The organism is Pseudomonas sp. H26/SER47-MNA-CIBAN-0231, assembly GCF_040310465.1.
Lineage (GTDB): Bacteria > Pseudomonadota > Gammaproteobacteria > Pseudomonadales > Pseudomonadaceae > Aquipseudomonas > Aquipseudomonas atacamensis.
In genome coordinates, this window is sequence record NZ_JBEOPW010000013.1 from 121,855 (window position 1) to 146,965 (window position 25,111).

Consider the following 25,111-nt stretch of genomic DNA (forward strand, 5'->3'; position numbering starts at 1 on the left):
AGAAAACCGAACGGCCGACTCATCATGAGTCAGCCGTCGGTTGGCGTTTTTACAGAATGTTGAACGGGATGGTGGTTACGAGGCGGAACTCGTTGATGTTGCCGTCAGCCTGATGCTCGCTGGCGCGGTGCGTGGTGTACGTCGCGCGAATCGCAGTGGCTTTGAGCGGGCCGCTTTGCACAGCGTAGGAAGCCCCGACACCGTATTCATAATGAGACTCGCCATCCATCAGGCTCAGGTCGCCGCGCTTGGCGCCCGGATCGGTGTAGGCGGTGCCGCGGTAGTGAGTACCGTCGATGCCCCAACCGCGTGCCTGGTAGATGTTGAACTTCAGGCCTGGCACCCCGTATTCGGCCATGTTGATGCCGTAGGCGATCTGGAACGACTTCTCGTTCGGGCCGTTGAAGTCCGACAGCAGGGAGTTGGCCAGGTAGATGCCGTTGGTTTCGTGCAGGTAGTCGAAGTACTCGTTACCGTTAACTTCCTGATACGAGAACGTCAGGCTGTGGGCCTGGTGAGTCAGACCCAGCGACAGCGAGTAGGTATCGTTGTCGATGTTGCCCATCAGCTTTTTGCCTTCGTCGACGGTCTTGTAGTAGTTCAGACCGGTGGTCAGGCTCAGCACCTGGCTGTCACCCAGTTCGTGGGTTGCGCCGAAGTAGTACTGGTTCCAGAAGTCTTCCACGTTGGAACCGTAAAAGCTGGTTTTCAGGCTCTTGAACGGTTGGTAGTTGACGCCGGCAACGTAAACCTTGTCGGTCTCCACGCCAGTGGCTGAATACTCGGTGCGAAATTTCGACAGGCTCTGCTCGGTACGCGGCGATACGCGGTCGAAACCGCCCAGGTCGAACGACAGGTTGTTGAATTCCTCGCTGTGCAGGCTGATACCTTCAAAGCTCGAAGGCAGCGGTCGGTTGCCGATGACATCAACGATCGGCGTGCTGAAGTTCTGGCGGCCGGCAGTCAGGGTAGTGTTCGACACGCGGAACTTGACGTTGGCCAGACCCAGTTTGCTCCACTGGTCAACGGCGTCGCCGTCGGAATCCGCCAGAGTACGGTTGGAGCCGCCGGCGATGTCCTTGCGATCACGATCCAGCACAATGGCGTTGTAAGCGGCGACTTCGGTGCTCACGCCCACGGTGCCTTGGGTGAAGCCCGAGGTGTAGTTGACGATGGTGCCTTGCACCCAGTTGATTCGGCGTGGCGTCGGAGTGCGAACGGTAGGCGTGGTGTTCTTGTCGCTGTTTTTCACGTAGCTGAAACGGTCGTCGCGACGACGCAATTCGTTGGCATACCAGTTACGGGTTGTACCGCCCAGGCTTTGTCCATCGATAAAGCCTTTGGCCTCGCTTTGGGCGCTGCTGCCGGCCAATGTGGTAGGGACGAACTCCTGACTTGCAGGTTCGGCGTACGCGGTAGCAGTGATGCTGCTGATGGCCAGGGCCAGTATCGCGGTGCTGCTCAGTTTCATGGGTGAAGCTCCTTTACTTTCTTTTTATCCCGGCTTTTTTTGGTATGCCGGTTATTGGTTTAGAACTCGTTCACACATCGCAAACGTTTGCAAAAAGCCGGATGGGCGAATTTCGGCAAAGCGCTTGCGTGAGGGAAGTAGACGGCTCCCCTCAGCATTGCGGCTAATCGGTTGGTTTAATCGATACTGACACCCGAGAACACGTTGCGGCCGAACGGGCTGACTTTGAATCCTTCGACCCGGGTGCTTAACGGCTGGTTGACCGTCGAGTGGGCGACAGGCGTGATCGGCACTTGCTGTTTAAGCAATTGCTGGGCCTGTTTATAAAGCAAGGTGCGCTGGTCGCGGTCGGTGACGACCTTGGCCTGTTTGATCAGCTTGTCGTAAGCCGGGTCGCACCACATGGAGTAGTTGTTGCCGCCGATGGCGTCGCAGCTGTACAGCGTGCCCAGCCAGTTGTCCGGGTCCCCGTTGTCACCGGTCCAGCCGATCAGGCTGACGTCGTGCTCGCCGTTCTTGGTGCGCTTGATGTACTCGCCCCATTCGTAACTGACGATCTTCACTTTCAGACCGATCTTGGCCCAGTCGGACTGGAGCATTTCGGCCATCAGTTTGGCGTTCGGGTTGTACGGACGCTGCACCGGCATTGCCCACAGGGTGATCTCGGTGCCTTCTTTCACGCCGGCAGCCTTGAGCAGTTCCTTGGCTTTTTCCGGGTTGTAGGCGGCGTCCTTGATGGTGTCGTCGTAGGACCACTGGGTCGGTGGCATGGCGTTGACGGCCAGTTGGCCGGCGCCTTGATAAACAGCGTTGAGAATTCCCTGTTTATTCACCGCCATGTCCAGCGCCTGACGCACTTCCAGTTGATCGAACGGCTTGTGGCGGACGTTGTAGGCGATGTAGCCGAGGTTGAAGCCCGGCTTGGAAATCAGTTGCAGTTTCGGGTCGGCCTTCAGCGCTTCAACATCGGCAGGGCGCGGGTGCAGGGTGATCTGGCACTCGTTGGCCTTGAGCTTCTGCACACGTACCGACGCGTCGGTGTTGATCGCGAAAATCAGGTTCTTCAGCTTGACCCGGCTCGGATCCCAGTACTGCGGGTTACCGGTGTAACGGATATTCGAGTCTTTCTGGTAGCTCTTGAACACGAACGGCCCGGTGCCGATCGGCTTCTGGTTGATGTCGCTCGGCTTGCCGTCGGCCAGCAGCTTGTCGGCGTATTCGGCAGACAGAATCGAAGCGAAGCTCATCGCGATGTTCTGGATGAACGCGGCGTCGACGCTGTTGAGCGTGAACTCCACGGTCAGCGGCCCGGTCTTCTCGACCTTGGCGATGTTCTTGTTCAGGCTCATCCCGTTGAAGTACGGAAACTCGGTGGGATAGGCCTTGCGGAATGGCTGTTGCGCATCGAGCATGCGAGTGAACGTGAACACGACATCGTCAGCGTTGAAATCGCGGCTCGGCTTGAAGTAAGGGGTTGTATGAAATTTCACGCCTTCACGCAGGTGAAAGGTGTATTTCAGGCCATCTTCGGAAATGTCCCACTTGGTCGCCAGGCCCGGTACGACATTGGTCGCGCCTTTTTCGAACTCGACGAGGCGGTTGTACAGCGGCTCGGCGGCGTCGTTGTCGGTGGCCGTCGTGTACTGCGCGGTATCGAAACCCGCCGGGCTGCCTTCCGAGCAAAACACCAGGCTGTCGCTGGCGGCGTAGCTTGCAGACGTGGCGGCCAACAGGCCGGCGCCCAACAGTGCGGAAAAAATCAAGGTATGGCGCATGACGCTCCCTCTTTTTAGTGTTGTGCAATGCGTCAGGGTCCCTGTCCCGGGACTTTCTGGTCGCATTGAGCTCAATCCAATACGTACGGCAAAACCGGTGGCCCACGCAGACACTGGTCAGTACGCGACGGTAGGCACCGTGCCTCTGGCAGTAAATACGTAATTGCCTTAATGCTCGTAGGAAAAGTCGACGCGCCTATACCGAAGCAATCATCTGCGGCGGATTTGGGTGTAGGCCTTTTCCTTTTTTCCCGGTAGATAAAGCAACGGCGACGTCAGAAACGCCGCCGTTGCAATGTCTTACTTGCTGACGCTGACGCCGTAGAAGGAATTCAGGCCAAATGGGCTGATCTTGAAGTCCTGCACGTTGGCGCGCATGGGTTGATACACCGTCGAGTGAGCGATAGGTGTCATTGGAACTGCATCTTTGAGGACGTGTTGCGCCTGTTTGTACAGCTCGGTGCGCTTGCCCTGGTCAGTAGTGCGTTTGGCTTCTTTCACGAGGCCGTCGAACTTCTTGTCGCACCACTTGGAGAAGTTGTTGCCGCTCAGCGAGTCGCAGCCGAACAGAACGTTGAGCCAGTTGTCCGGATCACCATTGTCACCGCTCCAGCCAATGATCATGGCCTGGTTCTCGCCACCTTTGGAGCGCTTGATGTACTCGCCCCATTCGTAGCTGGTGATCTTCACTTTCAAGCCGATCTTGGCCCAGTCGGACTGGAGCATTTCAGCCATCAGTTTGGCGTTCGGGTTGTACGGACGCTGCACCGGCATCGCCCACAGGACGATCTCGGTACCTTCCTTGACGCCGGCTTCCTTGAGCAGCTGTTTGGCTTTCTCAGGGTCGTACTTGGCATCCTTGATGGTGGTGTCGTAGGACCACTGGGTCGGCGGCATGGCGTTGACGGCCAGTTGGCCGGCGCCCTGATAAACCGAATCGATGATCTGCGGCTTGTTCACGGCCATGTCCAGCGCCTGACGCACGCGCAGGTCAGCCAGTGGGTTGGCCTCGTTGCTGCCCTTGACCTTGTCCATCACGTTGTAGGCGATGTAGCCCAGGTTGAAGCCGGCCTGATCCGGCATCTTCAGCGACTTGTCTTCTTTCAGCGCTTTCAGATCGGCCGGACGCGGGAACAGGGTGACCTGGCACTCGTTCTTTTTCAGCTTCTGGATACGCACCGACGGGTCAGTGGTGATGGCGAAGATCAGGTTCTCGATCTTCACGTCTTCAGGTTTCCAGTAATCCTTGTTGCCGGTGTAACGGATGTTCGAGTCTTTCTGGTAGCTCTTGAACACAAACGGGCCGGTGCCGATCGGCTTCTGGTTGATGTCGGCGGCTTTGCCATCCTTGAGCAGTTGGGCCGCGTATTCGGCGGACTGCACGGAAGCGAAGCTCATGGCCATGTTCTGGATGAACGCGGCGTCGACTTCTTTCAGAGTGAACTTGACGGTGTGGTCGTCGACTTTATCGATCTTGGTGATGTTGGTGTCCATCCCCATGTCGGTGAAGTACGGGAATTCGGTCGGGTACGCCTTACGGAACGGGTCGTCCTTGTTGATCATGCGGTTGAAGGTAAACAGCACGTCGTCGGCGTTGAATTCACGAGTCGGCTTGAAATACGGGGTGGTGTGGAACTTGACGCCTTCACGCAGGTGGAAGGTGTAAGTCAGGCCATCGTCGGAAATGTCCCACTTGGTCGCCAGGCCAGGAATCACGGCGGTGCCGCCGCGCTCGAACTGGGTCAGGCGGTTGAACATGGTTTCGGCTGAGGCGTCGAAGTCGGTTCCGGTGGTGTACTGGCCTGGATCAAAACCGGCCGGGCTCCCTTCGGAGCAGAACACCAGGTTAGTCGCAGCGGTGGCGAAAGGTGCGGAGGCTAACAAGCCTGCGCCGACTAGAAACGGAATGACCGCGTGTTTAAGCATGTTGGCCTCATGATTTGTTGTCATTTTTTAGTTGTGAGGTACGACCTCGTGAGTCGTGCCTGCGGATACTTATGCAGGCCCCATACCCAATGCAAGATCCAGAGCGGTCGGCGGCGTTAAACGGTGGCACGAACGTACCTTAATGTCGCATCCGTATAACTTTTGACGCATTTGACCGTTTGCGGGTGGTTTTTAAGGTGCATTCGGGGCACTGAAATGGTGCGCTGGAGGTGTCGGGTGCGCTTGGGTGGGGCTTGGTGTTACTTATTTATACCCTTGGGGATGGGCGGGGTTGAGGGGTTTTTGGGGTGGCTTAGGGTGGGGTGGATTGGGGCAGGGATTGGGGAGTTTTACTTGGTGCAACTGGGTGTTTCGATTGGTGGCACCTTGGCGGCCTGTGGGCCGACCAGGCTCTTGGGGTTTTGGGTGTATATCCGTTACTGCGGGTGTTGCGGATTACGGTTCCGCCCTTACGGCGGGTCACCTTTTTCAAACGCCAAAAAGGTAACCCAAAAGGCTTGCTCCTACGTTCGGCCCTCGCAGGCTCGGGTTCCTTCGCTCCGGGACTGATCCGGGCGCAGCGGCTCCGGTTTGCTTCGCTGCACCTCCTTCCGCTGTGTCTGGCTGCGCCAGACGGTCGCTGCGCTCCCACACCCGGATCAATCCCTCCACTCAGCCTTCCGACGTCGCCGGTGGATCAAGATCAAAAGCGGTACTCGAGCTTGCGCTCATTGTGTAGGAGCTGCCGAAGGCTGCGATCTTTTGCTTTTGCTTTTCTGTGGGAGCGAGCCTGCTCGCGAAGGCGGCCTGACAGCCGACCTGTTTCTTGAGGTTGTGCTCGATCCAATTGTAGGAGTGAGCCTGCTCGCGATGCGGCACGTCCAGGCCCCCGAGGACTTGAGTTTGTTTAATTCCGATGCCAAATAACCCGAACCTTCCCACAAGGTTTTCAGGTTGTCCGTCGGACGTGCGCTCTCTAGGCTTGGGTCGTCGCTGGTTGTTCAGCGATCGGGTGTGAGAACCCGACATTCATAGTCATTCAGTGCCCAGATCCGCATAATTGCCGCCAGCAAGTTTGCTGCCTGCAAGTGCGTTATGGCGGCTCTGTGCGGGCGGGCTTATGTCCGGCCGGGTGCCTATGACCGGTTTTCTCACCCCGCACAAAGCTGCCACCTCTTCGCCGTGTGAGAAACGGCATCGAGATGGCTCAACCTCATAGGTGAAGCGCATGAGCAAACCAGTCCCCGACCCACCCGAAGAAACCTCAACCCCCCTCGAAGCCGCGCTGCGCGCCGACGATCTCGCGAAGAACCGCGAAGCCATCAAGCGTGCCCTCGATTTCTATCTCTGCCCGCCACCCGGCAAACCCCCTCCACCCAGCACGATGTTTCTGATCCGGCCCGACATCGACAACGAAAGCCTGCTGGCTCACGCGTGTGAATCCCTTGCTTCAGCCAATACGCTGGCCAGCGATTTCGCCGATCAGCTCGGTCGTCCGCAGCGCAATACGGCGCTGGCGATTCAGCAGATCATCATGCTGGCGGAGCTGGCGGTGAATCGGGCGCTGGATCGGGTTGATCCGCACGCTTGAGATCGCGTCATCGTTCTTCGCGAGCAGGCTCGCTCCCACATGGGAATGCGTTCAACCTGTGGGAGCTGGCTTGCCAGCGATAGCGGTGGATCATTCACTACAAAACCCGGACACAAAAAAACCGGCAACCATTTACTGATTGCCGGTCCTTCATTCAGCCAAGCTTAAATCACTGCATCAGCACTTCAATCGAGCCATCGGCGGTCATGCTGACCTGGCTGGTGCCGGCTTCAACTTCCGGGGTCACCGGCGCGGAATCCATGGCCGCGGCTTTCATCATCATCGGCGCGCGCAGGTACGGTTGTGGGTAACCGTTGCTGTTGAGGTTCAGGTTGACGATTTTGTAGCCCTTGCCGCCCAGGGCGTCGGTGGCCAGTTGCGCGCGGGTCTTGAAGGCGGTGACGGCTTCTTTGAGCAACTGGTCTTCGCTGGCCTTGCGGGTCGGGTCGGCGATGGCGAAGTCCATGCCGCCCATTTTCAGGTCGGTCAGCAACTCGCCGGTGAGTTTGGACAGGGCGGCGAAGTCGGTGCTTTCCAGGCGCAGTTCGGCGCGTTCGCGCCAGCCGGTGATTTTCTGGCCTTTGGTGTCGTAGATCGGATAGCTGTTGCGGCTGCCCGTGCGCAGGGTGATGTCTTTGACTTGTTTGGCCTGGGCGGTGGCCTTGTTCATGGTGGTGCTGATGGCGGCGGCGAGTTTGGCCGGGTCGGTGTTCTGCTCTTCGGTATAGAGCGTCACGATCATCTGGTCGCGGGCCACTTCCTGGCTGACTTCGGCGCGCAGGGAAATCTGGTTGTAGTGCAGCTCATCGGCGGCCAGCGCCGGGAGGCTGGCGACGCTGCCGATGGTCAGAGCGAGGAGGGCGGCGCTGCGGCGAAATGTGTGCATGAAGGCTCCTTGAATGAGGCGCAGGTGATGGGTCGCGGCCTGCGTGAACCATCAGACTCTAACTTCTATGATCCGGTTCGCCCAGTTACAACTTCTATACAGATGCCTGCGCGCAGTGGGGAGTGCTTCTGTGGCGAGGGGATTTATCCCCGTTCGGCTGCGCAGCAGTCGCAAATCCGGCTGATGCGGTATGTCTGGTTAAATGAGGTCGCATGATTTGGGGGCGGCTCCGCCACCCAGTGGGGATAAATCCCCTCGCCACAATTGATCTCCAATAGCCCTCGGAATCTTCTTCAACTCAGATGAATTCTCCATCGTCGCCATGTGGTCGTTTGCCGCACTTTCGCCTCTGAACCCCGCGCCTTGGTTATACTCCGTGCGATCCGCCTGGAGCGCTCATCAGGAGAGCTCATGCTCGCCCCCGTACAACTGACTTCCGCCACTCGCCAGAACCTCTGGCGGCTGACTTTCATCCGCACCCTGGTGCTCGCCGCGCAGGCCGGGTCCGTGGGCCTGGCCTACTGGCTGCAATTGTTGCCTTTGCCGTGGGTGCAATTGGCGATGACCCTGGGCTGTTCGATTCTGCTCTGCGTGTTCACTGCCGTGCGCCTGCGCACATCGTGGCCGGTGACCGAGCTCGAATACGCGCTGCAACTGGCCTGCGATCTGGTGATCCACAGTGCGCTGCTGTATTTCTCCGGCGGTTCGACCAACCCTTTCGTTTCCTATTATCTGGTGCCGCTGACCATCGCGGCGGTGACCTTGCCGTGGCGTTATTCGGTGATTCTGTCCGGTATCGCGCTGGCGCTGTACACGCTGATGCTGACGCGTTTCTATCCGCTGGAAACCCTGCCGGTCGCCCGTGAGAATCTGCAGATCTACGGCATGTGGCTGAGCTTTGCCCTGGCTGCTGCGGTCATCACGTTCTTCGCCGCGCGTATGGCTGAAGAGCTGCGCCGGCAGGAAGAATTGCGCGCGATTCGCCGCGAAGAAGGCCTGCGCGATCAGCAGCTGCTCGCCGTTGCGACCCAGGCCGCCGGTGCTGCGCATGAATTGGGCACACCGCTGGCGACCATGAGCGTGCTGCTCAAGGAAATGCAGCAGGATCACCCCGATGCGTTGCTGCAGGACGATCTGAAAGTGCTGCAGGATCAGGTCAAGCTGTGCAAGGAAACCTTGCAGCAACTGGTCCGCGCCGCTGAGGCCAATCGGCGTCTGGCGGTGGAGATGCAGGACGTTACCGACTGGCTTGACGAGGCGCTGAACCGTTGGCACCTGATGCGCCCGGAAGCCAGTTATCGCTTCCAGCGTCTTGGCCAGGGTGCGGTGCCGCGCATGGCGCCGCCGCCGGATCTGACCCAGGCCTTGCTGAATCTGCTCAATAACGCCGCCGACGCCTGCCCGGAAAACCTACAGGTGACGCTGGACTGGGACGCAGAGACTTTGACCATCAGCATTCGCGATCACGGCGCCGGTGTGCCGCTGGCCATCGCCGAGCAGATCGGCAAGCCGTTTTTTACCACCAAGGGCAAAGGTTTCGGCCTGGGCCTGTTTTTGAGCAAGGCCAGCGTGACACGCGCCGGCGGCTCAGTGAAACTCTATAGTCATGAGGAAGGCGGCACGCTCACCGAGCTGCGCCTGCCCCACGGCGCCCGAGGAGACCAACATGAGTGACGAAATCCAAGTCGAAGGCGAAGAACTGCCGCATCTGCTGCTGGTCGACGACGACGCGACCTTCACCCGCGTCATGGCCCGCGCCATGGCCCGCCGCGGCTTTCGCGTCAGCACTGCCGGTTCTGCGGAAGAAGGCCTGACCATCGCCCAGGCCGATCTGCCTGATTACGCCGCGCTGGACCTGAAAATGGACGGCGACTCCGGTCTGGTCCTGCTGCCCAAGCTGCTGGAACTCGATCCGGAAATGCGCGTGGTGATCCTCACCGGTTATTCGAGCATTGCCACGGCAGTCGAGGCGATCAAGCGTGGCGCCTGCAACTACCTGTGCAAACCCGCCGATGCCGACGACGTGCTGGCCGCGCTGCTGTCCGAGCATGCCGACCTCGACAGTCTGGTGCCGGAAAACCCGATGTCGGTCGATCGCCTGCAATGGGAGCACATCCAGCGCGTGCTCACCGAGCACGAAGGCAACATTTCCGCCACGGCCCGCGCGCTGGGCATGCACCGCCGCACCTTGCAGCGCAAATTGCAGAAGCGTCCGGTTCGTCGCTGAACCTGCGCTGAACGACTATCGCCAGCCCTCGCGATAAAACGCGCCGATCATCTATGATCGGCGCGTGTCCGTTCTTTTTACTATCGAGCCTTATCCATGAATCAGAACGCTGAATATTCCGCGGTCAACGATGCTGTGCGCGGGCAGTTTTTTCGCAAAATCTGGGCGATGACCACGCCTTACTGGCGCAGCGAAGAGAAGGGCAAGGCCTGGACGTTGCTGATTGCCGTAATTGCGCTGACGCTGTTCAGCGTAGCGATCTCGGTGTGGATCAACAGTTGGTACAAGGATTTCTACAACGCTTTGCAGAGAAAGGATGAAGCCGCGTTCTGGCAGTTGATCCTGTATTTCTGCGGCATCGCGACGGTGGCGATTCTCGGCGCGGTGTATCGGTTGTATCTGACGCAGATGCTGACGATTCGCTGGCGGGCTTGGCTGACCGAAAAGCACTTCAAGCGCTGGCTCGACCACAAGAATTACTATCAGCTGGAGCAGGGCGGTTATACCGATAACCCCGACCAGCGGATTTCCGAAGACCTCAACACTTACACCGCCAACACCCTGAGCCTGGGCCTCGGGCTGCTGCGCACGATTGTCAGTCTGGTGTCGTTCTCGATCATTTTGTGGGGAGTGTCGGGCAGTATCGAAGTGTTCGGCATCGAGATTCCCGGCTACATGTTCTGGTGTGCGCTGTTGTATGCAGCGGTCGGCAGTTGGCTGACGCATTTGATCGGTCGCCGTCTGATCGGTCTGAACAACAAGCAACAACGCTTCGAAGCAGACCTGCGTTTTTCCATGGTGCGCGTGCGTGAGAACGCGGAAAGCATCGCCTTGTACAACGGCGAACCGAATGAGAACCGCCGCTTGAGCAATCGCTTCGGGCTGGTCTGGCACAATTTCTGGGACATCATGCGCGTGTCCAAGCGCCTGACGTTCTTCACCTCCGGCTACGGTCAGATCGCAATCATTTTCCCGTTTGTCGTCGCCGCACCGCGCTATCTGTCCGGAAAGATCGAACTGGGCGAGCTGATGCAAATCAACTCGGCGTTCGGCAACGTGCAGGAGAATTTCAGCTGGTTTATCACCGCCTACTCGGATCTCGCCGCGTGGCGCGCCACCTGTGATCGTCTGCTGAGTTTCCGTCAGGCCATGAGCGACAACGAACAACGCACCCCGACCATCGACGTGCAGAATCAGGGCAGTGAGTTGCAGGTGCACAACCTCGGCCTGGATCTGGCCGATGGTCGTCACCTGCTGACCGACGCCGACATGACCGTTGAGCCGGGTGAGCGCGTGATGCTCAGCGGCCGTTCCGGTAGCGGCAAGTCGACACTGCTGCGAGCGATGGGGCATTTGTGGCCGGCGGGGCACGGCAATATTCGTTTACCGGCGGCGCGCTATCTGTTCTTGCCGCAGAAGCCTTATCTGCCGATCGGCACATTGCGTGAAGCGCTGAGTTATCCACAGCCGGGCGATACTTACGCGCCGGAGCGTTATGCACAGGTGCTGGAAACCTGTCGTCTGCCGCACTTGGTCGGGCGGCTGGATGAAGCCAATCACTGGCAGCGCATGCTCTCGCCGGGCGAGCAACAACGCCTGGCCTTCGCCCGCGCGCTCCTTTATGCACCGCAATGGCTGTACATGGACGAGGCTACATCGGCGATGGATGAAGAGGACGAGGCGACCTTGTATCAAGCGTTGATTGACGATATTCCGGGTCTGAGCATCGTCAGCGTCGGTCACCGAAGCAGTTTGAAACGATTCCATCCACGGCATGTGCGGATCGACAGCGGTCGTCTGGTCGAACAGGCCATAACTGTCTGAACACTCACCTGTGGGAGCGAGCCTGCTCGCGAAGGGGCTATCTTGGTCGACGAATCTGTCGTCTGAACCACCGCTTTCGCGAGCAGGCTCGCTCCCACATTGGGGTAATGTGATCTGCCCGGTGATCGTACAACTCGCTTGAGCTATGATGGCGCCAAGCCGAACTTTCGAGACAAGATGCAGACCATGGAAAAGCTGATCGACACCCCGCGCCTCCCCCGCAAGCGCCGCAGCCTCGCCCAGGAATTGGTGACGGTGTTGAGCGAGCAGATCCGTGATGGCCTGCTCAAGCGTGGCGACAAATTGCCCACCGAGTCGGCGATCATGGAAGCCCATGGTGTCAGCCGCACCGTGGTGCGCGAGGCGATTTCCCGTTTGCAGGCTGCCGGTCAGGTGGAAACCCGCCATGGCATCGGCACTTTCGTTCTCGACACACCGAGCCCGAGCGGTTTCCGCATCGATCCGGCCACCGTGGTCACCCTGCGTGACGTGCTGGCGATTCTCGAATTGCGCATCAGCCTCGAAGTCGAATCCGCCGGCCTCGCCGCGCAACGTCGCAGTGCCGAGCAACTGGCAACCATGCGCGCCGCCCTCGACGCCCTGAACGAAAGCGCCTCGCATGCCAGCGATGCGGTGTCGTCGGACTTTGCTTTCCACCTGGAAATCGCCCTGTCCACCGGCAACCGCTACTTCACCGACATCATGACCCACCTGGGTACCAGCATCATTCCGCGTACGCGGCTGAACTCGGCGCGCCTGGCCCACGATGATCAACAGCATTACATGAGCCGCCTGAGCCGCGAGCACGAGGAAATCTACGACGCGATTGCCCGTCAGGACTCCGATGCCGCGCGTGCGGCGATGCGTCTGCACCTGACCAATAGCCGTGAAAGACTGCGCCAGGCCCATGAAGAGGCGCAGGCGCAGCGAAGCTGAGTCTTACGCCTCTATGCGCATTCGCAGCGGCAGCGAATACGGCTCCATGCTCGACTCGTCACGAAATTTGTAGCGCAGCTCCACCTCACGGTTCAGGTAAGGTTGCAGCGCCTCTTTGGGCAACTGCACCTCGATGTCGAGCAGCTTTTCCATTTCATCCTCGGCGTCGTCCCAGGCGCCAGTGTCCACCTCATCACCTTCCCATTCAGGTTCCTCGGCATCGCTGCCGAGGATCGCGTAGACGCTCCAGTTTGCTGCGAAATCGCTGGAATCCGGGACCTGCACGGTGAGGATGTCCGGCAATTGCGAGAGCTGAAGCGTCACGCAATCGTCTTGCGCAGGGGCGACGTGGGTGAGGGTGGGGGCGGCAAAATGCATCGACATAGCGGCTTCCTTTGAGTGGTCCGCCACGATCCTTCGTGGCAGTCGACGTACTTTACGAGCCGCTGGTCTCCTCAGAATTAAACGAATCCAGACCAGATATTTCCGCGAGCAAATGCTTCAAGGACGGGCCTTCCAGCGATTTCCAGAAGCATAGGCAGTGATTTTGTCGGACAAAAAAGCCCTGCCAACGATGAAATGCAGTTGACGGTTGTTTTTTAAGTTGTACGATGACCTACAACTTCGGCGAAGGCTGAACGGTCCACTCACAATAAAACGTTGCTACCAGGGTGTTCGAATAATGAATCCACAAGAACTGAAGTCCATCCTCTCTGCCGGCCTGCTGTCTTTCCCGGTGACCGATTTCAACGCGCAAGGCGATTTCAACCGCGCGGGCTACATCAAACGCCTGGAATGGCTGGCTCCGTATGGCGCTTCGGCTCTGTTCGCCGCCGGTGGCACCGGTGAGTTCTTCTCCCTGGCCGCCAGCGAATACTCGGAAATCATCAAGACTGCCGTCGACACCTGCGCAACCAGCGTGCCGATCCTGGCCGGCGTCGGTGGTTCGACCCGCCAGGCCATCGAATACGCTCAGGAAGCCGAGCGTCTGGGCGCCAAAGGCCTGCTGCTGCTGCCGCACTACCTGACCGAAGCGAGCCAGGACGGTGTTGCCGCCCACGTTGAAGCCGTGTGCAAATCGGTGAATATCGGTGTGGTCGTCTACAACCGCAACGTTTGCCGCCTCAACGCGCCGCTGCTGGAACGTCTGGCCGAGCGCTGCCCGAACCTGATCGGCTACAAGGATGGCCTGGGCGATATCGAGTTGATGGTGTCGATCCGTCGCCGCCTCGGTGATCGCTTCAGCTACCTGGGTGGTTTGCCGACCGCTGAAGTCTACGCCGCTGCCTACAAGGCGTTGGGCGTGCCGGTCTACTCCTCGGCGGTGTTCAACTTCATCCCGAAAACCGCGATGGACTTCTACCACGCGATCGCTCGCGAAGATCACGCCACCGTCGGCAAGATCATCGACGACTTCTTCCTGCCGTACCTGGACATCCGCAACCGCAAGGCCGGTTACGCCGTGAGCATCGTCAAGGCAGGTGCAAAAATCGCCGGCTATGACGCAGGTCCGGTGCGTGCGCCGCTGACCGACCTGACCGGCGAAGAGTACGAAATGCTCGCCGCGCTGATCGACAAGCAAGGCGCGCAATAAACGAGAAAAGCGAGGCCGCTGAGCAATCAGCGGCTTTTTGCGTGAAGGCTTTTAGAGTTGAGGGCTGCCCTGTGACAACTGCAAAACGCTACGACAACTACATCAATGGCGAATGGGTCGCCGGTGCCGATTATTCGGCCAACATCAACCCGTCCGAACTCAGCGACACCATCGGCGATTACGCCAAGGCTGACCTGACCCAGGTCAACGCCGCCATCGACGCCGCCCGCGCTGCGTTCCCGGCGTACTCCACTTCGGGCATCCAGGCCCGCCACGATTCGCTGGATAAAGTCGGCAGCGAGATCCTCGCCCGTCGCGAAGAGCTCGGCACGCTGTTGGCCCGTGAAGAGGGCAAGACCCTGCCGGAAGCGATCGGTGAAGTGACCCGCGCCGGCAACATTTTCAAGTTCTTCGCCGGTGAATGCCTGCGTTTGTCCGGTGACTACGTGCCGTCGGTACGCCCGGGCGTCAACGTCGAAGTCACTCGTGAAGCGCTGGGCGTAGTCGGTCTGATCACGCCGTGGAACTTCCCGATCGCCATCCCGGCGTGGAAAATCGCTCCGGCCTTGGCCTACGGCAACTGCGTCGTGCTCAAGCCTGCCGACCTGGTTCCGGGCTGCGCCTGGGCGCTGGCCGAAATCATTTCCCGCGCGGGCTTCCCGGCCGGTGTGTTCAACCTGGTAATGGGCAGCGGTCGCGTGGTTGGCGAGGCGTTGGTCAACAGCCCGAAAGTCGACGGCATCAGCTTCACCGGTTCGGTGGGCGTGGGTCGTCAGATCGCGGTCAACTGCGTTTCGCGCCAGGCCAAGGTGCAGCTGGAAATGGGCGGCAAGAACCCGCAGATCATTCTCGACGACGCCGACCTCAAGCAAGCGGTCGAGCTGTCGGTGCAGAGCGCGTTCTACTCCACCGGCCAGCGCTGCACGGCGTCGAGCCGTCTGATCGTTACCGCCGGCATTCACGACAAGTTCATTGAAGCGATGGCCGAGCGCATGAAGTCGATCAAGGTCGGCCACGCGCTGAAAGCCGGCACCGACATAGGTCCGGTGGTTTCCCAGGCGCAGCTTGAACAGGACATGAAGTACATCGACATCGGCCAGTCCGAAGGTGCACGTCTGGTCAGCGGCGGTGGTGTGGTGACTTGCGACACCGAGGGCTACTTCCTCGCGCCAACCCTGTTCGCCGACAGTGAAGCGTCGATGCGCATCAGCCGCGAAGAGATCTTCGGCCCAGTGGCCAACATCGTTCGCGTGGCCGATTACGAAGCTGCGCTGGCAATGGCCAACGACACCGAATTCGGCTTGTCGGCCGGCATCGCCACCACCTCGCTGAAGTACGCCAACCACTTCAAGCGCCACTCCCAGGCCGGGATGGTGATGGTCAACCTGCCGACCGCCGGTGTGGATTACCACGTACCGTTCGGCGGGCGTAAAGGCTCGTCCTACGGCTCCCGTGAGCAGGGCCGCTATGCACAAGAGTTCTACACGGTCGTGAAGACCAGTTACATCGGATCGTAACCCCGCTGCACCCGCGCCGGGCCATCGCCTGAGGCCCTGCGCGGCACAAGACCAAAGAATGTTTTACCCGCATAAAAATAATCAGTGGGAGTACATCTGCATGCAATCCTCCAAGCCGACTCACGTCCGCTATTTGATCCTGCTCATGCTGTTTCTGGTGACCACGATCAATTACGCCGACCGTGCCACGATCGCCATTGCCGGCTCCAGCCTGCAAAAGGACCTGGGCATTGACGCCGTCACCCTCGGCTACATCTTCTCCGCATTCGGTTGGGCCTACGTCGCCGGGCAAATTCCCGGTGGCTGGCTGCTCGATCGCTTCGGCTCGAAAAAAGTCTATGCCCTGAGCATTTTCACCTGGTCGCTGTTCACCGTGCTGCAAGGCTTCGTCGGTGAATTCGGCATGTCCACGGCAGTGGTTGCGCTGTTCATGCTGCGTTTCCTGGTGGGCCTGGCCGAAGCGCCATCGTTCCCCGGCAACGCGCGCATCGTGGCGGCGTGGTTCCCGACCGCTGAACGCGGCACCGCTTCGGCGATCTTCAACTCGGCGCAATACTTTGCCACCGTGCTGTTCGCGCCGTTGATGGGCTGGATCGTCTACAGCTTCGGCTGGGAGCACGTGTTCATCGTCATGGGTATCCTCGGTATCGTGTTCTCGCTGGTGTGGCTGAGAGTCATCTACAGCCCGCGCGAACACCCACGGGTCAACGAGGCCGAGTTCAAGCACATCGCTGACAACGGCGGCATGGTCGACATGGATCAGAAGGGCAAGAAGTCCGACGGTCCGAAGTGGGATTACATCCGTCAGCTGCTGACCAACCGCATGATGCTGGGCGTGTATCTGGGCCAGTACTGCATCAACGGCATCACCTATTTCTTCCTGACCTGGTTCCCGGTGTATCTGGTGCAAGAGCGTGGCATGACCATTCTCAAGGCCGGTTTCATCGCTTCGTTGCCGGCGATCTGCGGCTTCATCGGCGGCGTGCTTGGCGGGGTGATTTCCGATTACCTGCTGCGCAAGGGCCATTCGCTGACTTTCGCTCGCAAGGCGCCGATCATCGCCGGTCTGCTGGTGTCGAGCAGCATCGTCGCGTGCAACTATGTTGACGTGGAATGGATGGTGGTGGGCTTCATGGCGCTGGCATTCTTCGGCAAAGGCGTTGGCGCACTGGGCTGGGCGGTGGTTTCCGACACTTCGCCGAAACAGATCGCCGGTCTGAGCGGTGGCTTGTTCAACACCTTCGGCAACATCGCTTCGATCACCACGCCGATCGTGATCGGCTACATCATCAGCTCCACCGGCTCGTTCAAGTGGGCGCTGGTGTTTGTCGGCGCCAACGCACTGGTCGCGGTGTTCAGCTATCTGGTGATTGTCGGCCCGATCAAGCGTGTGGTGTTGAAAGAGCCGCCAGCCAAGGGCGGCAATGAAGCCACCGGCAATTTGTCTCAAGCGCATTCCTGAGGAGCGGCGTCATGCAGTTGATTGAACATTCCGACTCGCCGCGCTACATCCGCCTGCACGAGCGGGACAACGTTGTAGTGGTGGTCAACGATCAGGGCGTACCGGCCGGTACCGAGTTCGCCGACGGCCTGGTCACCCTGGATTTCGTACCGCAGAGCCACAAGGTCACCCTGGAGGATATTCCCGAAGGCGGCCCGGTGATTCGTTATGGGCAGATCATTGGCTATGCCTTGCAGCCGATCCGTCGTGGCAGTTGGGTCAAGGAAGATCAACTGCGCATGCCGACCGCGCCGCCGCTGGACAGCTTGCCGCTGTCCACCGATGTGCCGGATGCGCAGGCACCGCTGGAAGGCTTCACGTTCGAGGGTTATCGCAACGCCGACGGCACCGTCGGCACGCGCAACATTCTCGGCATCACCACCACCGTGCAGTGCGTCACCGGCGTGCTCGATCATGCGGTCAAGCGCATCAAGGAAGAGTTGTTGCCGAAGTACCCGCACGTCGATGACGTGGTGGCACTGACCCACAGTTATGGCTGCGGTGTGGCGATTACCGCCACCGACGCCTATATCCCGATTCGTACCGTGCGCAATCTGGCGCGCAACCCGAACCTGGGTGGCGAGGCGCTGGTGATCGGTCTGGGCTGCGAGAAATTGCAGGCCGGGCAGGTGATGCACGAGGACGATGCCTCGGTGGATCTCAGCGATCCGTGGCTGTACCGCTTGCAGGATTCCAGTCACGGCTTTACCGAAATGATCGAACAGATCATGGAGCTGGCCGAAGTGCGCTTGAAGAAACTCGACCAGCGCCGTCGCGAAACCGTGCCGGCCTCCGAGCTGATTCTCGGTATGCAGTGCGGCGGCAGCGACGCGTTCTCCGGCATCACCGCCAACCCGGCGCTGGGTTATGCCTCAGACTTGCTGTTGCGCGCGGGGGCGACGGTGATGTTTTCCGAAGTCACCGAAGTGCGCGATGCGATCTACCTGCTGACGTCGCGGGCGCAAACGCAAACCGTCGCCGAAGAGCTGGTGCGCGAGATGGACTGGTACGACCGTTACCTGGCCAAGGGCGAAGCCGATCGCAGCGCCAACACCACGCCGGGCAACAAGAAGGGCGGGTTGTCGAACATTGTCGAGAAGTCGCTGGGCTCGATCGTCAAGTCCGGCAGCAGCGCGATCAATGGCGTGCTCGGCCCGGGCGAGCGTTTCAAGCACAAGGGCCTGATTTTCTGCGCGACGCCGGCCAGCGACTTTGTTTGCGGGACGCTGCAACTGGCGGCGGGGATGAACCTGCACGTGTTCACCACCGGTCGCGGCACGCCTTACGGGCTGGCCATGGCGCCGGTGGTCAAGGTATCGACGCGGACTGAACTGGCGCAGCGCTGGCCGGATCTGATCGACATTGATGCCGGACGCATTGCCACCGGGCGCGCGACCATCGAAGAACTGGGCTGGGAGTTGTTTCACTATTACCTGGATGTTGCCAGTGGCAAGCAACAGACCTGGGCGGAGAAGCACAAGCTGCATAACGACATCACCTTGTTCAACCCGGCGCCGATTACCTGAGACCGCGTCATCGTTCTTCGCGAGCAGGCTCGCTCCCACAGGGATATGCATTGCAAATGTGGGAGCGAGCCTGCTCGCGAAAGCGATCTGCCAGACGCCGGAGGACTTGCGGTGCCTGTGATCGTTCCCACGCTCTGCGTGGGAATGCCTCATGTGACGCTCCGCGTCACGCTTTGGGACGCAGAGCGTCCCGGGGCTGCATTCCCACGCAGAGCGTGGGAACGATCAGGGTGAAAGTGGCTTATCATTAGCCCCCTATCGACGCTCACCCAAGGCTCTCCGGCATGCTGGCAATCTTTCTTGAAACCCTGAACATCACCGCGCCGGTGTTTGCCATGCTGTTTCTCGGTGTGCTGCTCAAGCGCATCGACTGGATCAACGACAACTTCATCCACACCGCCTCGTCGCTGGTGTTCAACGTGACCATGCCGGCGCTGCTGTTCCTCGGCATCCTCCACGCCGACCTGCACGCCGCACTGCAACCCTCGCTACTCATCTACTTTTCCCTAGCAACGCTGGTGAGTTTCGCCGTGGCCTGGGGCTGGGCGATTTTCAAGTGTCCGCGTGAGGATCGCGGCATCTACACCCAAGGCGCGTTTCGCGGCAACAACGGCGTGATAGGTCTGGCGCTGGCGGCGAGCATGTACGGCTATTACGGCATTTCCCTCGGGGCGATTCTCGCGGCGCTGGTGATCCTGTTCTACAACACGCTGTCGACCATCGTGCTGGCGGTGTACAGCCCGGTGATCAAGTCCGATCCGTGGAGCATCTGCAAAAGCGTGTTCAGCAACCCGCTGATCATCAGCGTGATTTCGGCAGCGCCGTTCGCCTATTTCAAGATCGGTTTGCCGGGATGGCTGGAGACCTCCGGTCAGTATCTGGCGCAGACCACCTTGCCGCTGGCGTTGATCTGCATTGGCGGCACGCTGTCGCTGGCGGCGTTGCGCAAGAGCGGCAAGATGGCGCTCAGCTCCAGCCTGGTGAAGATGGTCGGTCTGCCGTTACTGGCAACCGTGGGCGCGTGGTTGTGGGGCTTTCGCGGGGCGGAACTGGGGATTCTGTTTCTTTACTTCGGTAGCCCGACGGCGGCGGCAAGTTTCGTCATGGCCCGGGCGGCGCAGGGCAATCATGAGCTGGCAGCGGCGATTATCGTGATGACCACGTTGATGGCGGCGATTACCACCAACGTCGGGATCTTTGTGTTGCAGTGGGGTGGGTGGATCTGACCAAGGATTTGCAGTGTCTGTCAGGGCCTCTTCGCGAGCAGGCTCGCTCCCACATTTGAAATGCATTCCAGATGTGGGAGCGAGCCTGCTCGCGAAAGCTATTTCAGCAGCACTGAATCACTCAGGTTTCTGGTAGGTATCAATCACTTCCTGCGCCGCGCGAAACGCATCGATCGCCGCTGGCACGCCGGCATACACCGCGCAATGCAGCAGCGCTTCGCGAATCTCTTCCACGCTGCAGCCATTGTTCAGGGCACCGCGCACGTGGCCCTTCAACTCCTGCGGACACTTCAACGCGGTCAGCGCGGCGAGGGTGATCAGGCTGCGGGTTTTCAGCGACAAACCTTCGCGATTCCACACGCCACCCCAGGCGTGTTCATTGACGAAATCCTGCAACGGCTGGGTGAACTCGGTGGCGTTGCCCAGGGCGCGATCAACGAACGCATCGCCCATGACCTGACGACGGATTTCAACCCCGGACTGCTTCGACTCGCTCATGGCACATCTCTCTTGTGGTGTTGGCGACGCCAGGCGCGGATCGACGTGAACAGCAGAAACGTCAGCAGCGCCGGCAGGACATAAAACAGCATCAAGCGCTCGAGTTTGCCGGCCAGCGGCATGCCGGTGGTGAACGACACCACATGCAGTCCGTAGACCAGATACAAACCGAGCAGCAGCAAGCCTTCGGCCCGGGTCACGCGATAGCCCGAGTAAAACACTGGCAGACACAGCGCAGCGACGCCGAGCATCACCGGCAAGTCGAAATCCAGCGCATTCGGGGAAACGGAAAGCGGCGTCGGTGCGAGTAGCGCGGTCAGCCCCAGCACCCCGAGCAGGTTGAACAGGTTGGCGCCGATCACGTTGCCCACGGCAATATCACGCTGCCCGCGCAGGGCGGCGATCAGCGAGGTCGCCAGCTCCGGCAGCGAGGTGCCGACCGCGACCACGGTCAGGCCGATGACCCGTTCGGACAGGCCCAGGTCGGTGGCCACGACCACGGCGGCGCCAAGCAGCAAACGCCCGGCGAACACCAGCATGGCCAGGCCAGCGAGAATCATCAGCACACTGATCAGCCAGGATTGCTGCGTATCCTTCGGGCGTTCGGTATGGGGGCGGGTCGAGTGTCGCGACTGGCGGAACAACAAGCCAAGGTACAGCGCCAACGCCCCGAGCAGCAGGACGCCGTCGAAACGCCCGAGATCTTTATTCCAGGCGAGGATGAATACCAGCAGGCTGGCGCCGATCATCAGCGGGATATCCAGGCGCACCAGTTGCCGCGACACGCGCAGCGGAATGATCAGTGCCGACAGACCAAGGGTTACGAGGATGTTGAAGATGCCGCTGCCGACCACGCTGCCGACGGCGATGTCCGGGTTGTCGGTCAGCGCCGCTTGCAGGCTCACGGCCATTTGCGGGGCGCTGCTGCCGAGGGCGACGATGGTCAGGCCGATGATCAGCGGACGCACATGCAGGCGCTCGGCCAGACGCACGGCGGCGCGCACCATCAGCTCGGCGCCGATGATCAAAAGAACCAGGCCACTGAACAATTCGACGACGTTGATCAGCGGCAGATCGGCTAGTCCGAAAATGGTCGGCGCTCCATCAGTCCAGGGCCTGCACGCGAACCCGTGCGGTGCCGCTGCGCAGCATGCCGATTTCATCGGCGGCCTCGCGCGACAGATCGATCAGCCGGCCACGGGTGTGCGGGCCACGGTCATTGATGCGGACCACGACTGATTCATCATTTTTCAGGTTGGTGACCTTCACCCGCGTGCCGAACGGCAACTGGCGGTGGGCGGCGGTCAGGGAATGCTGGTTGAACGCTTCGCCGCTGGCGGTGCGTTTACCGTGATGTTTGGCTCCATAGTAGGAGGCGACGCCGGTCTGGTCGTAACCGTGCGGGTCGATGGTGTCGGTACTGGCGCAACCGGCCAGCAGGGAGAGCAGGGCGCTGCTCAGCAACAGACGCTTCATTCAAAGGTATCCCGGATCAAATGTAGGAGTGACCTGTGGCGAGGGGATGTATCCCCGTTGGACTGCGCAGCAGTCCCAAAACTGAGAACTCGATTTATCTGGTGCAAATCAAGCTCAGCAATTGGGGCCGCTTCGCGGCCCAACGGGGATAAATCCCCTCGCCACAGGTCCCTTCCACAGGGAATGGAGCCAGGCTTTGGATCTGGCTCCATTGGTGGTCAGCCTTCGAGCTTGCTTTTCAGCAGTTCGTTCACCTGCTGCGGGTTGGCCTTGCCTTTCGAGGCTTTCATGGCCTGGCCGACGAAGAAGCCGAACATCTTGCCGCGTTTGGCTTCGTCTGCCGCGCGGTACTGTTCGACCTGTTCGGCGTTGGCCGCGAGCATTTCATCGAGCACGGCGGAGATCGCGCCGGTGTCGGTGACTTGCTTGAGGCCGCGCTTCTCGATGATCTGGTCAGCACTGCCTTCGCCGTTGGCCATCGCTTCGAACACCACCTTGGCGATCTTGCCGGAGATGGTGTTGTCCTTGATGCGCTGCAGCATGCCGCCCAGTTGCTCGGCGGAGACTGGCGAGTCTTCGATGTCCAGGCCCTGCTTGTTGAGCAGGCTGCCCAACTCGACCATCACCCAGTTCGCCGCCAGTTTCGCGTCGCCACCGATGGCTGCGACTTTCTCGAAGTAATCCGCCTGTTCACGGCTGGTGGCCAGCACGTTGGCGTCGTAGGCCGACAGACCGAACTGGCTCTGGAAGCGTTCGCGCTTTTGCGGTGGCAGTTCCGGCAGGGTGGCACGCACTTCACCGAGGAACGACTCTTCGATGACCACCGGCAGCAGGTCCGGATCGGGGAAGTAACGGTAGTCGTTGGCTTCCTCTTTCGAACGCATCGGACGGGTCTCGTCCTTGTTCGGATCGTACAGGCGGGTCTGCTGGATCACTTTGCCGCCGTCTTCGATCAGCTCGATCTGGCGCTGGATCTCGGAGTTGATCGCCTTCTCGATGAAACGGAACGAGTTGACGTTCTTGATCTCGCAGCGAGTGCCGAACTCGACCTGGCCTTTCGGGCGTACCGAGACGTTGCAGTCGCAACGCAGCGAGCCTTCGGCCATGTTGCCGTCGCAGATGCCCAGGTAGCGCACCAGCGCGTGGATCGCCTTGACGTAAGCCACGGCTTCCTTGGCGCTGCGCATGTCCGGCTCGGAAACGATTTCCAGCAGCGGCGTGCCGGCACGGTTCAGGTCGATGCCGGTGGCGCCGTTGAATTCTTCGTGCAGGCTCTTGCCGGCGTCTTCTTCCAGGTGCGCGCGGGTGATGCCGACGCGTTTGACCGTGCCATCCTCGAGGGCGATGTCCAGGTGGCCTTTGCCAACGATTGGCAATTCCATCTGGCTGATCTGGTAGCCCTTCGGCAGGTCCGGGTAGAAGTAGTTCTTGCGGGCGAACACGTTGTGCTGGCCGATCTCGGCGTCAATCGCCAGACCGAACATCACCGCCATGCGCACCGCTTCCTGGTTGAGCACCGGCAGCACGCCGGGCATGCCCAGATCGATCAGGCTGGCCTGGGTGTTCGGCTCGGAACCGAACGTGGTGGAACTACCGGAAAAGATTTTCGACCGGGTGGTGAGCTGAGTGTGAATCTCCAGCCCGATCACGACTTCCCATTGCATGTGTGTCTCCTCAGAAGCCGGTTGGGGTGCGGGTGTGCCAGTCAGTGTTCAACTGATACTGGTGCGCAACGTTGAGCAAACGGCCTTCCTGGAAGTACGGCGCGAGCAACTGCACGCCCACCGGCAGACCGTCGACAAAACCGGCCGGCATCGACAGGCCCGGCAGGCCGGCGAGGTTGGCGGTGATGGTGTAGACGTCTTCCAGATAGGCAGCGACCGGGTCGCTGTTCTTCGCGCCGAGTTTCCACGCCGGGTTTGGCGTGGTAGGGCCGAGGATGATGTCGACTTCATTGAACGCAGCCATGAAATCGTTCTTCACCAGACGACGGATCTTCTGCGCTTTCAGGTAGTAGGCGTCGTAGTAACCGGCGGACAGCGCGTAGGCACCGACCATGATCCGGCGCTGTACTTCCGCGCCGAAGCCTTCGCCACGGGAGCGTTTGTACAGGTCGATGAGGTTTTCCGGGTTCTCGCAGCGATGGCCGAAACGCACGCCGTCGAAACGCGACAGGTTGGAAGACGCTTCTGCCGGGGCGATCACGTAGTAGGCCGGAATGGCGTGCTGCATGTTCGGCAGGCTGATTTCCTTGATCACCGCACCGAGCTTCTGCAACTGCTGGATGCTGTTCTGGATCAGCTCGGCAATGCGCGGGTCGAGACCGGCGCTGAAGTATTCCTTCGGCACGCCGATGCGCAGGCCTTGCAGCGAATCGCCCAGGCTGGCGGAGTAATCCGGAACCGGCTCATCGATGCTGGTGGAATCGTTCGGGTCGAAGCCGGCCATGCCTTGCAGCAGGATCGCGCAGTCTTCGGCCGTGCGCGCCAACGGGCCGCCCTGATCAAGGCTGGAAGCGTAGGCAATCATGCCCCAGCGCGAAACGCGACCGTAGGTCGGCTTCAGGCCGGTGAGGTTGGTGAACGCCGCCGGCTGACGGATCGAACCGCCGGTGTCAGTGGCCGTGGCGGCTGGCAACAAACGAGCGGCAACTGCCGCCGCCGAACCACCGGACGAACCACCCGGTACGTGTTCCAGATTCCACGGGTTTTTCACTGCGCCGTACCAGCTCGACTCGTTGGCCGAACCCATGGCGAATTCGTCCATGTTGGTCTTGCCCAGGGTCACCGCGCCGGCAGCGGCCAGTTTCGCGACTACGGTGGCGTCGTATGGAGCCTTGAAGTTGTCGAGCATCTTCGAGCCGCAGCTGGTGCGGATGCCCTGGGTGCAGAACAGATCCTTGTGGGCGATCGGCGCGCCGAGCAGGGCGCCGCTCTCACCGTTGGCCCGGCGTGCATCGGCGGCTTTCGCCTGCTCGATGGCCAGATCCTCGGTGAGGCTGATGAAACTGTTGAGCTGCGGATCGAGCTGGGTAATACGCGCCAGCAGCACTTTGGTCAGCTCTTCGGAGGAAAACTTTTTATCGGCGAGACCGCGGGCGATCTCGGCCAGAGTCATTTGATGCATTGCAGGCTCTT

21 protein-coding genes are annotated in these 25,111 nt (G+C 60.2%); 10 read left to right on the forward strand and 11 right to left on the reverse strand.

Features of this window, described 5'->3' with window-relative positions; genetic code table 11:
• Positions 1–49: 49 nt before the first annotated feature.
• From AAEZ10_RS19325 to AAEZ10_RS19340, 4 genes are all read right to left on the reverse strand, one after another.
• Positions 50–1,471 carry an OprD family porin gene (locus AAEZ10_RS19325; RefSeq protein ID WP_273527903.1) on the reverse strand — a complete coding sequence of 474 codons (1,422 nt, stop codon included), beginning with the start codon at positions 1,469–1,471 and terminating at the stop codon, positions 50–52.
• A gap of 176 nt (positions 1,472–1,647) precedes the next feature.
• Positions 1,648–3,246 carry an ABC transporter substrate-binding protein gene (locus AAEZ10_RS19330; protein WP_273527902.1) on the reverse strand — a complete coding sequence of 533 codons (1,599 nt, stop codon included), beginning with the start codon at positions 3,244–3,246 and terminating at the stop codon, positions 1,648–1,650.
• Between the two features lie 300 nt (positions 3,247–3,546).
• Positions 3,547–5,172: an ABC transporter substrate-binding protein gene (locus tag AAEZ10_RS19335; RefSeq protein ID WP_350570534.1), complete on the reverse strand. Its 1,626-nt coding sequence runs from the start codon at positions 5,170–5,172 to the stop codon at positions 3,547–3,549.
• A 672-nt stretch (positions 5,173–5,844) separates the two neighbouring features.
• A complete protein-coding gene (locus tag AAEZ10_RS19340; protein ID WP_151551839.1) occupies positions 5,845–6,201 on the reverse strand; it encodes a hypothetical protein in 357 nt (118 codons plus the stop codon).
• Positions 6,202–6,400: 199 nt separating this feature from the next.
• Between AAEZ10_RS19340 and AAEZ10_RS19345 the strand changes: the two genes are divergently transcribed.
• The gene (locus AAEZ10_RS19345; protein ID WP_350570536.1) at positions 6,401–6,763 is read left to right on the forward strand and encodes a DUF6124 family protein; all 363 of its coding nucleotides are present in this window, start codon (positions 6,401–6,403) and stop codon (positions 6,761–6,763) included.
• A gap of 169 nt (positions 6,764–6,932) precedes the next feature.
• On the opposite strand, the gene AAEZ10_RS19350 is transcribed toward AAEZ10_RS19345, so the two are convergent.
• Positions 6,933–7,649, reverse strand: coding sequence for an SIMPL domain-containing protein (locus AAEZ10_RS19350; RefSeq protein WP_073473817.1), 717 nt, complete (start codon positions 7,647–7,649; stop codon positions 6,933–6,935).
• Between the two features lie 411 nt (positions 7,650–8,060).
• Here AAEZ10_RS19350 and AAEZ10_RS19355 point away from each other — a divergent pair, with 411 nt between their 5' ends.
• The 4 genes from AAEZ10_RS19355 to AAEZ10_RS19370 all read left to right on the forward strand — a co-directional run bounded on the left by AAEZ10_RS19355 (position 8,061) and on the right by AAEZ10_RS19370 (position 12,636).
• A complete protein-coding gene (locus tag AAEZ10_RS19355) occupies positions 8,061–9,323 on the forward strand; it encodes an ATP-binding protein (protein WP_016771713.1) in 1,263 nt (420 codons plus the stop codon).
• Entirely contained in the window at positions 9,316–9,876 is a 561-nt protein-coding gene (locus tag AAEZ10_RS19360; RefSeq protein ID WP_003221630.1) for a response regulator transcription factor, read from the forward strand. Before AAEZ10_RS19355 ends, AAEZ10_RS19360 begins: the two co-directional genes overlap by 8 nt.
• A 96-nt stretch (positions 9,877–9,972) precedes the next feature.
• Positions 9,973–11,700, forward strand: a complete 1,728-nt coding sequence (locus tag AAEZ10_RS19365; protein WP_350570539.1) for an ABC transporter ATP-binding protein/permease — start codon at positions 9,973–9,975, stop codon at positions 11,698–11,700.
• A 186-nt stretch (positions 11,701–11,886) separates the two neighbouring features.
• Complete coding sequence (locus AAEZ10_RS19370) at positions 11,887–12,636, forward strand: FadR/GntR family transcriptional regulator (RefSeq protein ID WP_206075018.1); 750 nt, start codon at positions 11,887–11,889, stop codon at positions 12,634–12,636.
• Between the two features lie 3 nt (positions 12,637–12,639).
• On the opposite strand, the gene AAEZ10_RS19375 is transcribed toward AAEZ10_RS19370, so the two are convergent.
• Positions 12,640–13,020 carry a hypothetical protein gene (locus tag AAEZ10_RS19375; protein ID WP_350570542.1) on the reverse strand — a complete coding sequence of 127 codons (381 nt, stop codon included), beginning with the start codon at positions 13,018–13,020 and terminating at the stop codon, positions 12,640–12,642.
• Between the two features lie 298 nt (positions 13,021–13,318).
• On the opposite strand from AAEZ10_RS19375, the gene kdgD reads away from it, so the two are divergent.
• From kdgD to AAEZ10_RS19400, 5 genes are all read left to right on the forward strand, one after another.
• Positions 13,319–14,230 (forward strand): 5-dehydro-4-deoxyglucarate dehydratase, encoded by a 912-nt coding sequence (gene kdgD / locus AAEZ10_RS19380; protein WP_007915340.1) that lies wholly within the window; start codon positions 13,319–13,321, stop codon positions 14,228–14,230.
• A gap of 71 nt (positions 14,231–14,301) precedes the next feature.
• The gene (locus tag AAEZ10_RS19385; protein ID WP_110646345.1) at positions 14,302–15,747 is read left to right on the forward strand and encodes an aldehyde dehydrogenase family protein; all 1,446 of its coding nucleotides are present in this window, start codon (positions 14,302–14,304) and stop codon (positions 15,745–15,747) included.
• 100 nt (positions 15,748–15,847) lie between these two features.
• Positions 15,848–17,209: an MFS transporter gene (locus tag AAEZ10_RS19390; RefSeq protein WP_071174407.1), complete on the forward strand. Its 1,362-nt coding sequence runs from the start codon at positions 15,848–15,850 to the stop codon at positions 17,207–17,209.
• A gap of 11 nt (positions 17,210–17,220) precedes the next feature.
• Complete coding sequence (gene garD / locus AAEZ10_RS19395; protein WP_016771706.1) at positions 17,221–18,774, forward strand: galactarate dehydratase; 1,554 nt, start codon at positions 17,221–17,223, stop codon at positions 18,772–18,774.
• Between the two features lie 284 nt (positions 18,775–19,058).
• Positions 19,059–20,000, forward strand: a complete 942-nt coding sequence (locus AAEZ10_RS19400) for an AEC family transporter (RefSeq protein WP_350570545.1) — start codon at positions 19,059–19,061, stop codon at positions 19,998–20,000.
• A gap of 117 nt (positions 20,001–20,117) precedes the next feature.
• On the opposite strand, the gene AAEZ10_RS19405 is transcribed toward AAEZ10_RS19400, so the two are convergent.
• The 5 genes from AAEZ10_RS19405 to gatA form a co-directional block, all read right to left on the reverse strand.
• The gene (locus tag AAEZ10_RS19405) at positions 20,118–20,498 is read right to left on the reverse strand and encodes a carboxymuconolactone decarboxylase family protein (protein WP_073473805.1); all 381 of its coding nucleotides are present in this window, start codon (positions 20,496–20,498) and stop codon (positions 20,118–20,120) included.
• Positions 20,495–21,505: a calcium/sodium antiporter gene (locus tag AAEZ10_RS19410; RefSeq protein WP_241664651.1), complete on the reverse strand. Its 1,011-nt coding sequence runs from the start codon at positions 21,503–21,505 to the stop codon at positions 20,495–20,497. The genes AAEZ10_RS19405 and AAEZ10_RS19410 overlap by 4 nt, the downstream gene beginning before the upstream one ends.
• Before the next feature lie 97 nt (positions 21,506–21,602).
• Entirely contained in the window at positions 21,603–21,974 is a 372-nt protein-coding gene (locus AAEZ10_RS19415) for a septal ring lytic transglycosylase RlpA family protein (RefSeq protein WP_024011604.1), read from the reverse strand.
• A gap of 218 nt (positions 21,975–22,192) precedes the next feature.
• Positions 22,193–23,638, reverse strand: coding sequence for an Asp-tRNA(Asn)/Glu-tRNA(Gln) amidotransferase subunit GatB (gene gatB, locus AAEZ10_RS19420; RefSeq protein WP_280075054.1), 1,446 nt, complete (start codon positions 23,636–23,638; stop codon positions 22,193–22,195).
• 10 nt (positions 23,639–23,648) lie between these two features.
• Complete coding sequence (gatA, locus tag AAEZ10_RS19425; protein WP_042608774.1) at positions 23,649–25,100, reverse strand: Asp-tRNA(Asn)/Glu-tRNA(Gln) amidotransferase subunit GatA; 1,452 nt, start codon at positions 25,098–25,100, stop codon at positions 23,649–23,651.
• Positions 25,101–25,111 lie beyond the last annotated feature (11 nt).

What these genes read in the sequence shown, in the direction of transcription:
- AAEZ10_RS19325 (WP_273527903.1), bottom strand. Translation starts at nt 1,471, where the DNA reads ATGAAACTGAGCAGCACCGCGATACTGGCCCTGGCCATCAGCAGCATC.
- AAEZ10_RS19330 (WP_273527902.1), bottom strand. Translation starts at nt 3,246, where the DNA reads ATGCGCCATACCTTGATTTTTTCCGCACTGTTGGGCGCCGGCCTGTTG.
- AAEZ10_RS19335 (WP_350570534.1), bottom strand. Translation starts at nt 5,172, where the DNA reads ATGCTTAAACACGCGGTCATTCCGTTTCTAGTCGGCGCAGGCTTGTTA.
- AAEZ10_RS19340 (WP_151551839.1), bottom strand. Translation starts at nt 6,201, where the DNA reads ATGTCGGGTTCTCACACCCGATCGCTGAACAACCAGCGACGACCCAAG.
- AAEZ10_RS19345 (WP_350570536.1), top strand. Translation starts at nt 6,401, where the DNA reads ATGAGCAAACCAGTCCCCGACCCACCCGAAGAAACCTCAACCCCCCTC.
- AAEZ10_RS19350 (WP_073473817.1), bottom strand. Translation starts at nt 7,649, where the DNA reads ATGCACACATTTCGCCGCAGCGCCGCCCTCCTCGCTCTGACCATCGGC.
- AAEZ10_RS19355 (WP_016771713.1), top strand. Translation starts at nt 8,061, where the DNA reads ATGCTCGCCCCCGTACAACTGACTTCCGCCACTCGCCAGAACCTCTGG.
- AAEZ10_RS19360 (WP_003221630.1), top strand. Translation starts at nt 9,316, where the DNA reads ATGAGTGACGAAATCCAAGTCGAAGGCGAAGAACTGCCGCATCTGCTG.
- AAEZ10_RS19365 (WP_350570539.1), top strand. Translation starts at nt 9,973, where the DNA reads ATGAATCAGAACGCTGAATATTCCGCGGTCAACGATGCTGTGCGCGGG.
- AAEZ10_RS19370 (WP_206075018.1), top strand. Translation starts at nt 11,887, where the DNA reads ATGGAAAAGCTGATCGACACCCCGCGCCTCCCCCGCAAGCGCCGCAGC.
- AAEZ10_RS19375 (WP_350570542.1), bottom strand. Translation starts at nt 13,020, where the DNA reads ATGTCGATGCATTTTGCCGCCCCCACCCTCACCCACGTCGCCCCTGCG.
- kdgD (WP_007915340.1), top strand. Translation starts at nt 13,319, where the DNA reads ATGAATCCACAAGAACTGAAGTCCATCCTCTCTGCCGGCCTGCTGTCT.
- AAEZ10_RS19390 (WP_071174407.1), top strand. Translation starts at nt 15,848, where the DNA reads ATGCAATCCTCCAAGCCGACTCACGTCCGCTATTTGATCCTGCTCATG.
- garD (WP_016771706.1), top strand. Translation starts at nt 17,221, where the DNA reads ATGCAGTTGATTGAACATTCCGACTCGCCGCGCTACATCCGCCTGCAC.
- AAEZ10_RS19400 (WP_350570545.1), top strand. Translation starts at nt 19,059, where the DNA reads ATGCTGGCAATCTTTCTTGAAACCCTGAACATCACCGCGCCGGTGTTT.
- AAEZ10_RS19405 (WP_073473805.1), bottom strand. Translation starts at nt 20,498, where the DNA reads ATGAGCGAGTCGAAGCAGTCCGGGGTTGAAATCCGTCGTCAGGTCATG.
- AAEZ10_RS19410 (WP_241664651.1), bottom strand. Translation starts at nt 21,505, where the DNA reads ATGGTGCGCGCCGCCGTGCGTCTGGCCGAGCGCCTGCATGTGCGTCCG.
- AAEZ10_RS19415 (WP_024011604.1), bottom strand. Translation starts at nt 21,974, where the DNA reads ATGAAGCGTCTGTTGCTGAGCAGCGCCCTGCTCTCCCTGCTGGCCGGT.
- gatB (WP_280075054.1), bottom strand. Translation starts at nt 23,638, where the DNA reads ATGCAATGGGAAGTCGTGATCGGGCTGGAGATTCACACTCAGCTCACC.
- gatA (WP_042608774.1), bottom strand. Translation starts at nt 25,100, where the DNA reads ATGCATCAAATGACTCTGGCCGAGATCGCCCGCGGTCTCGCCGATAAA.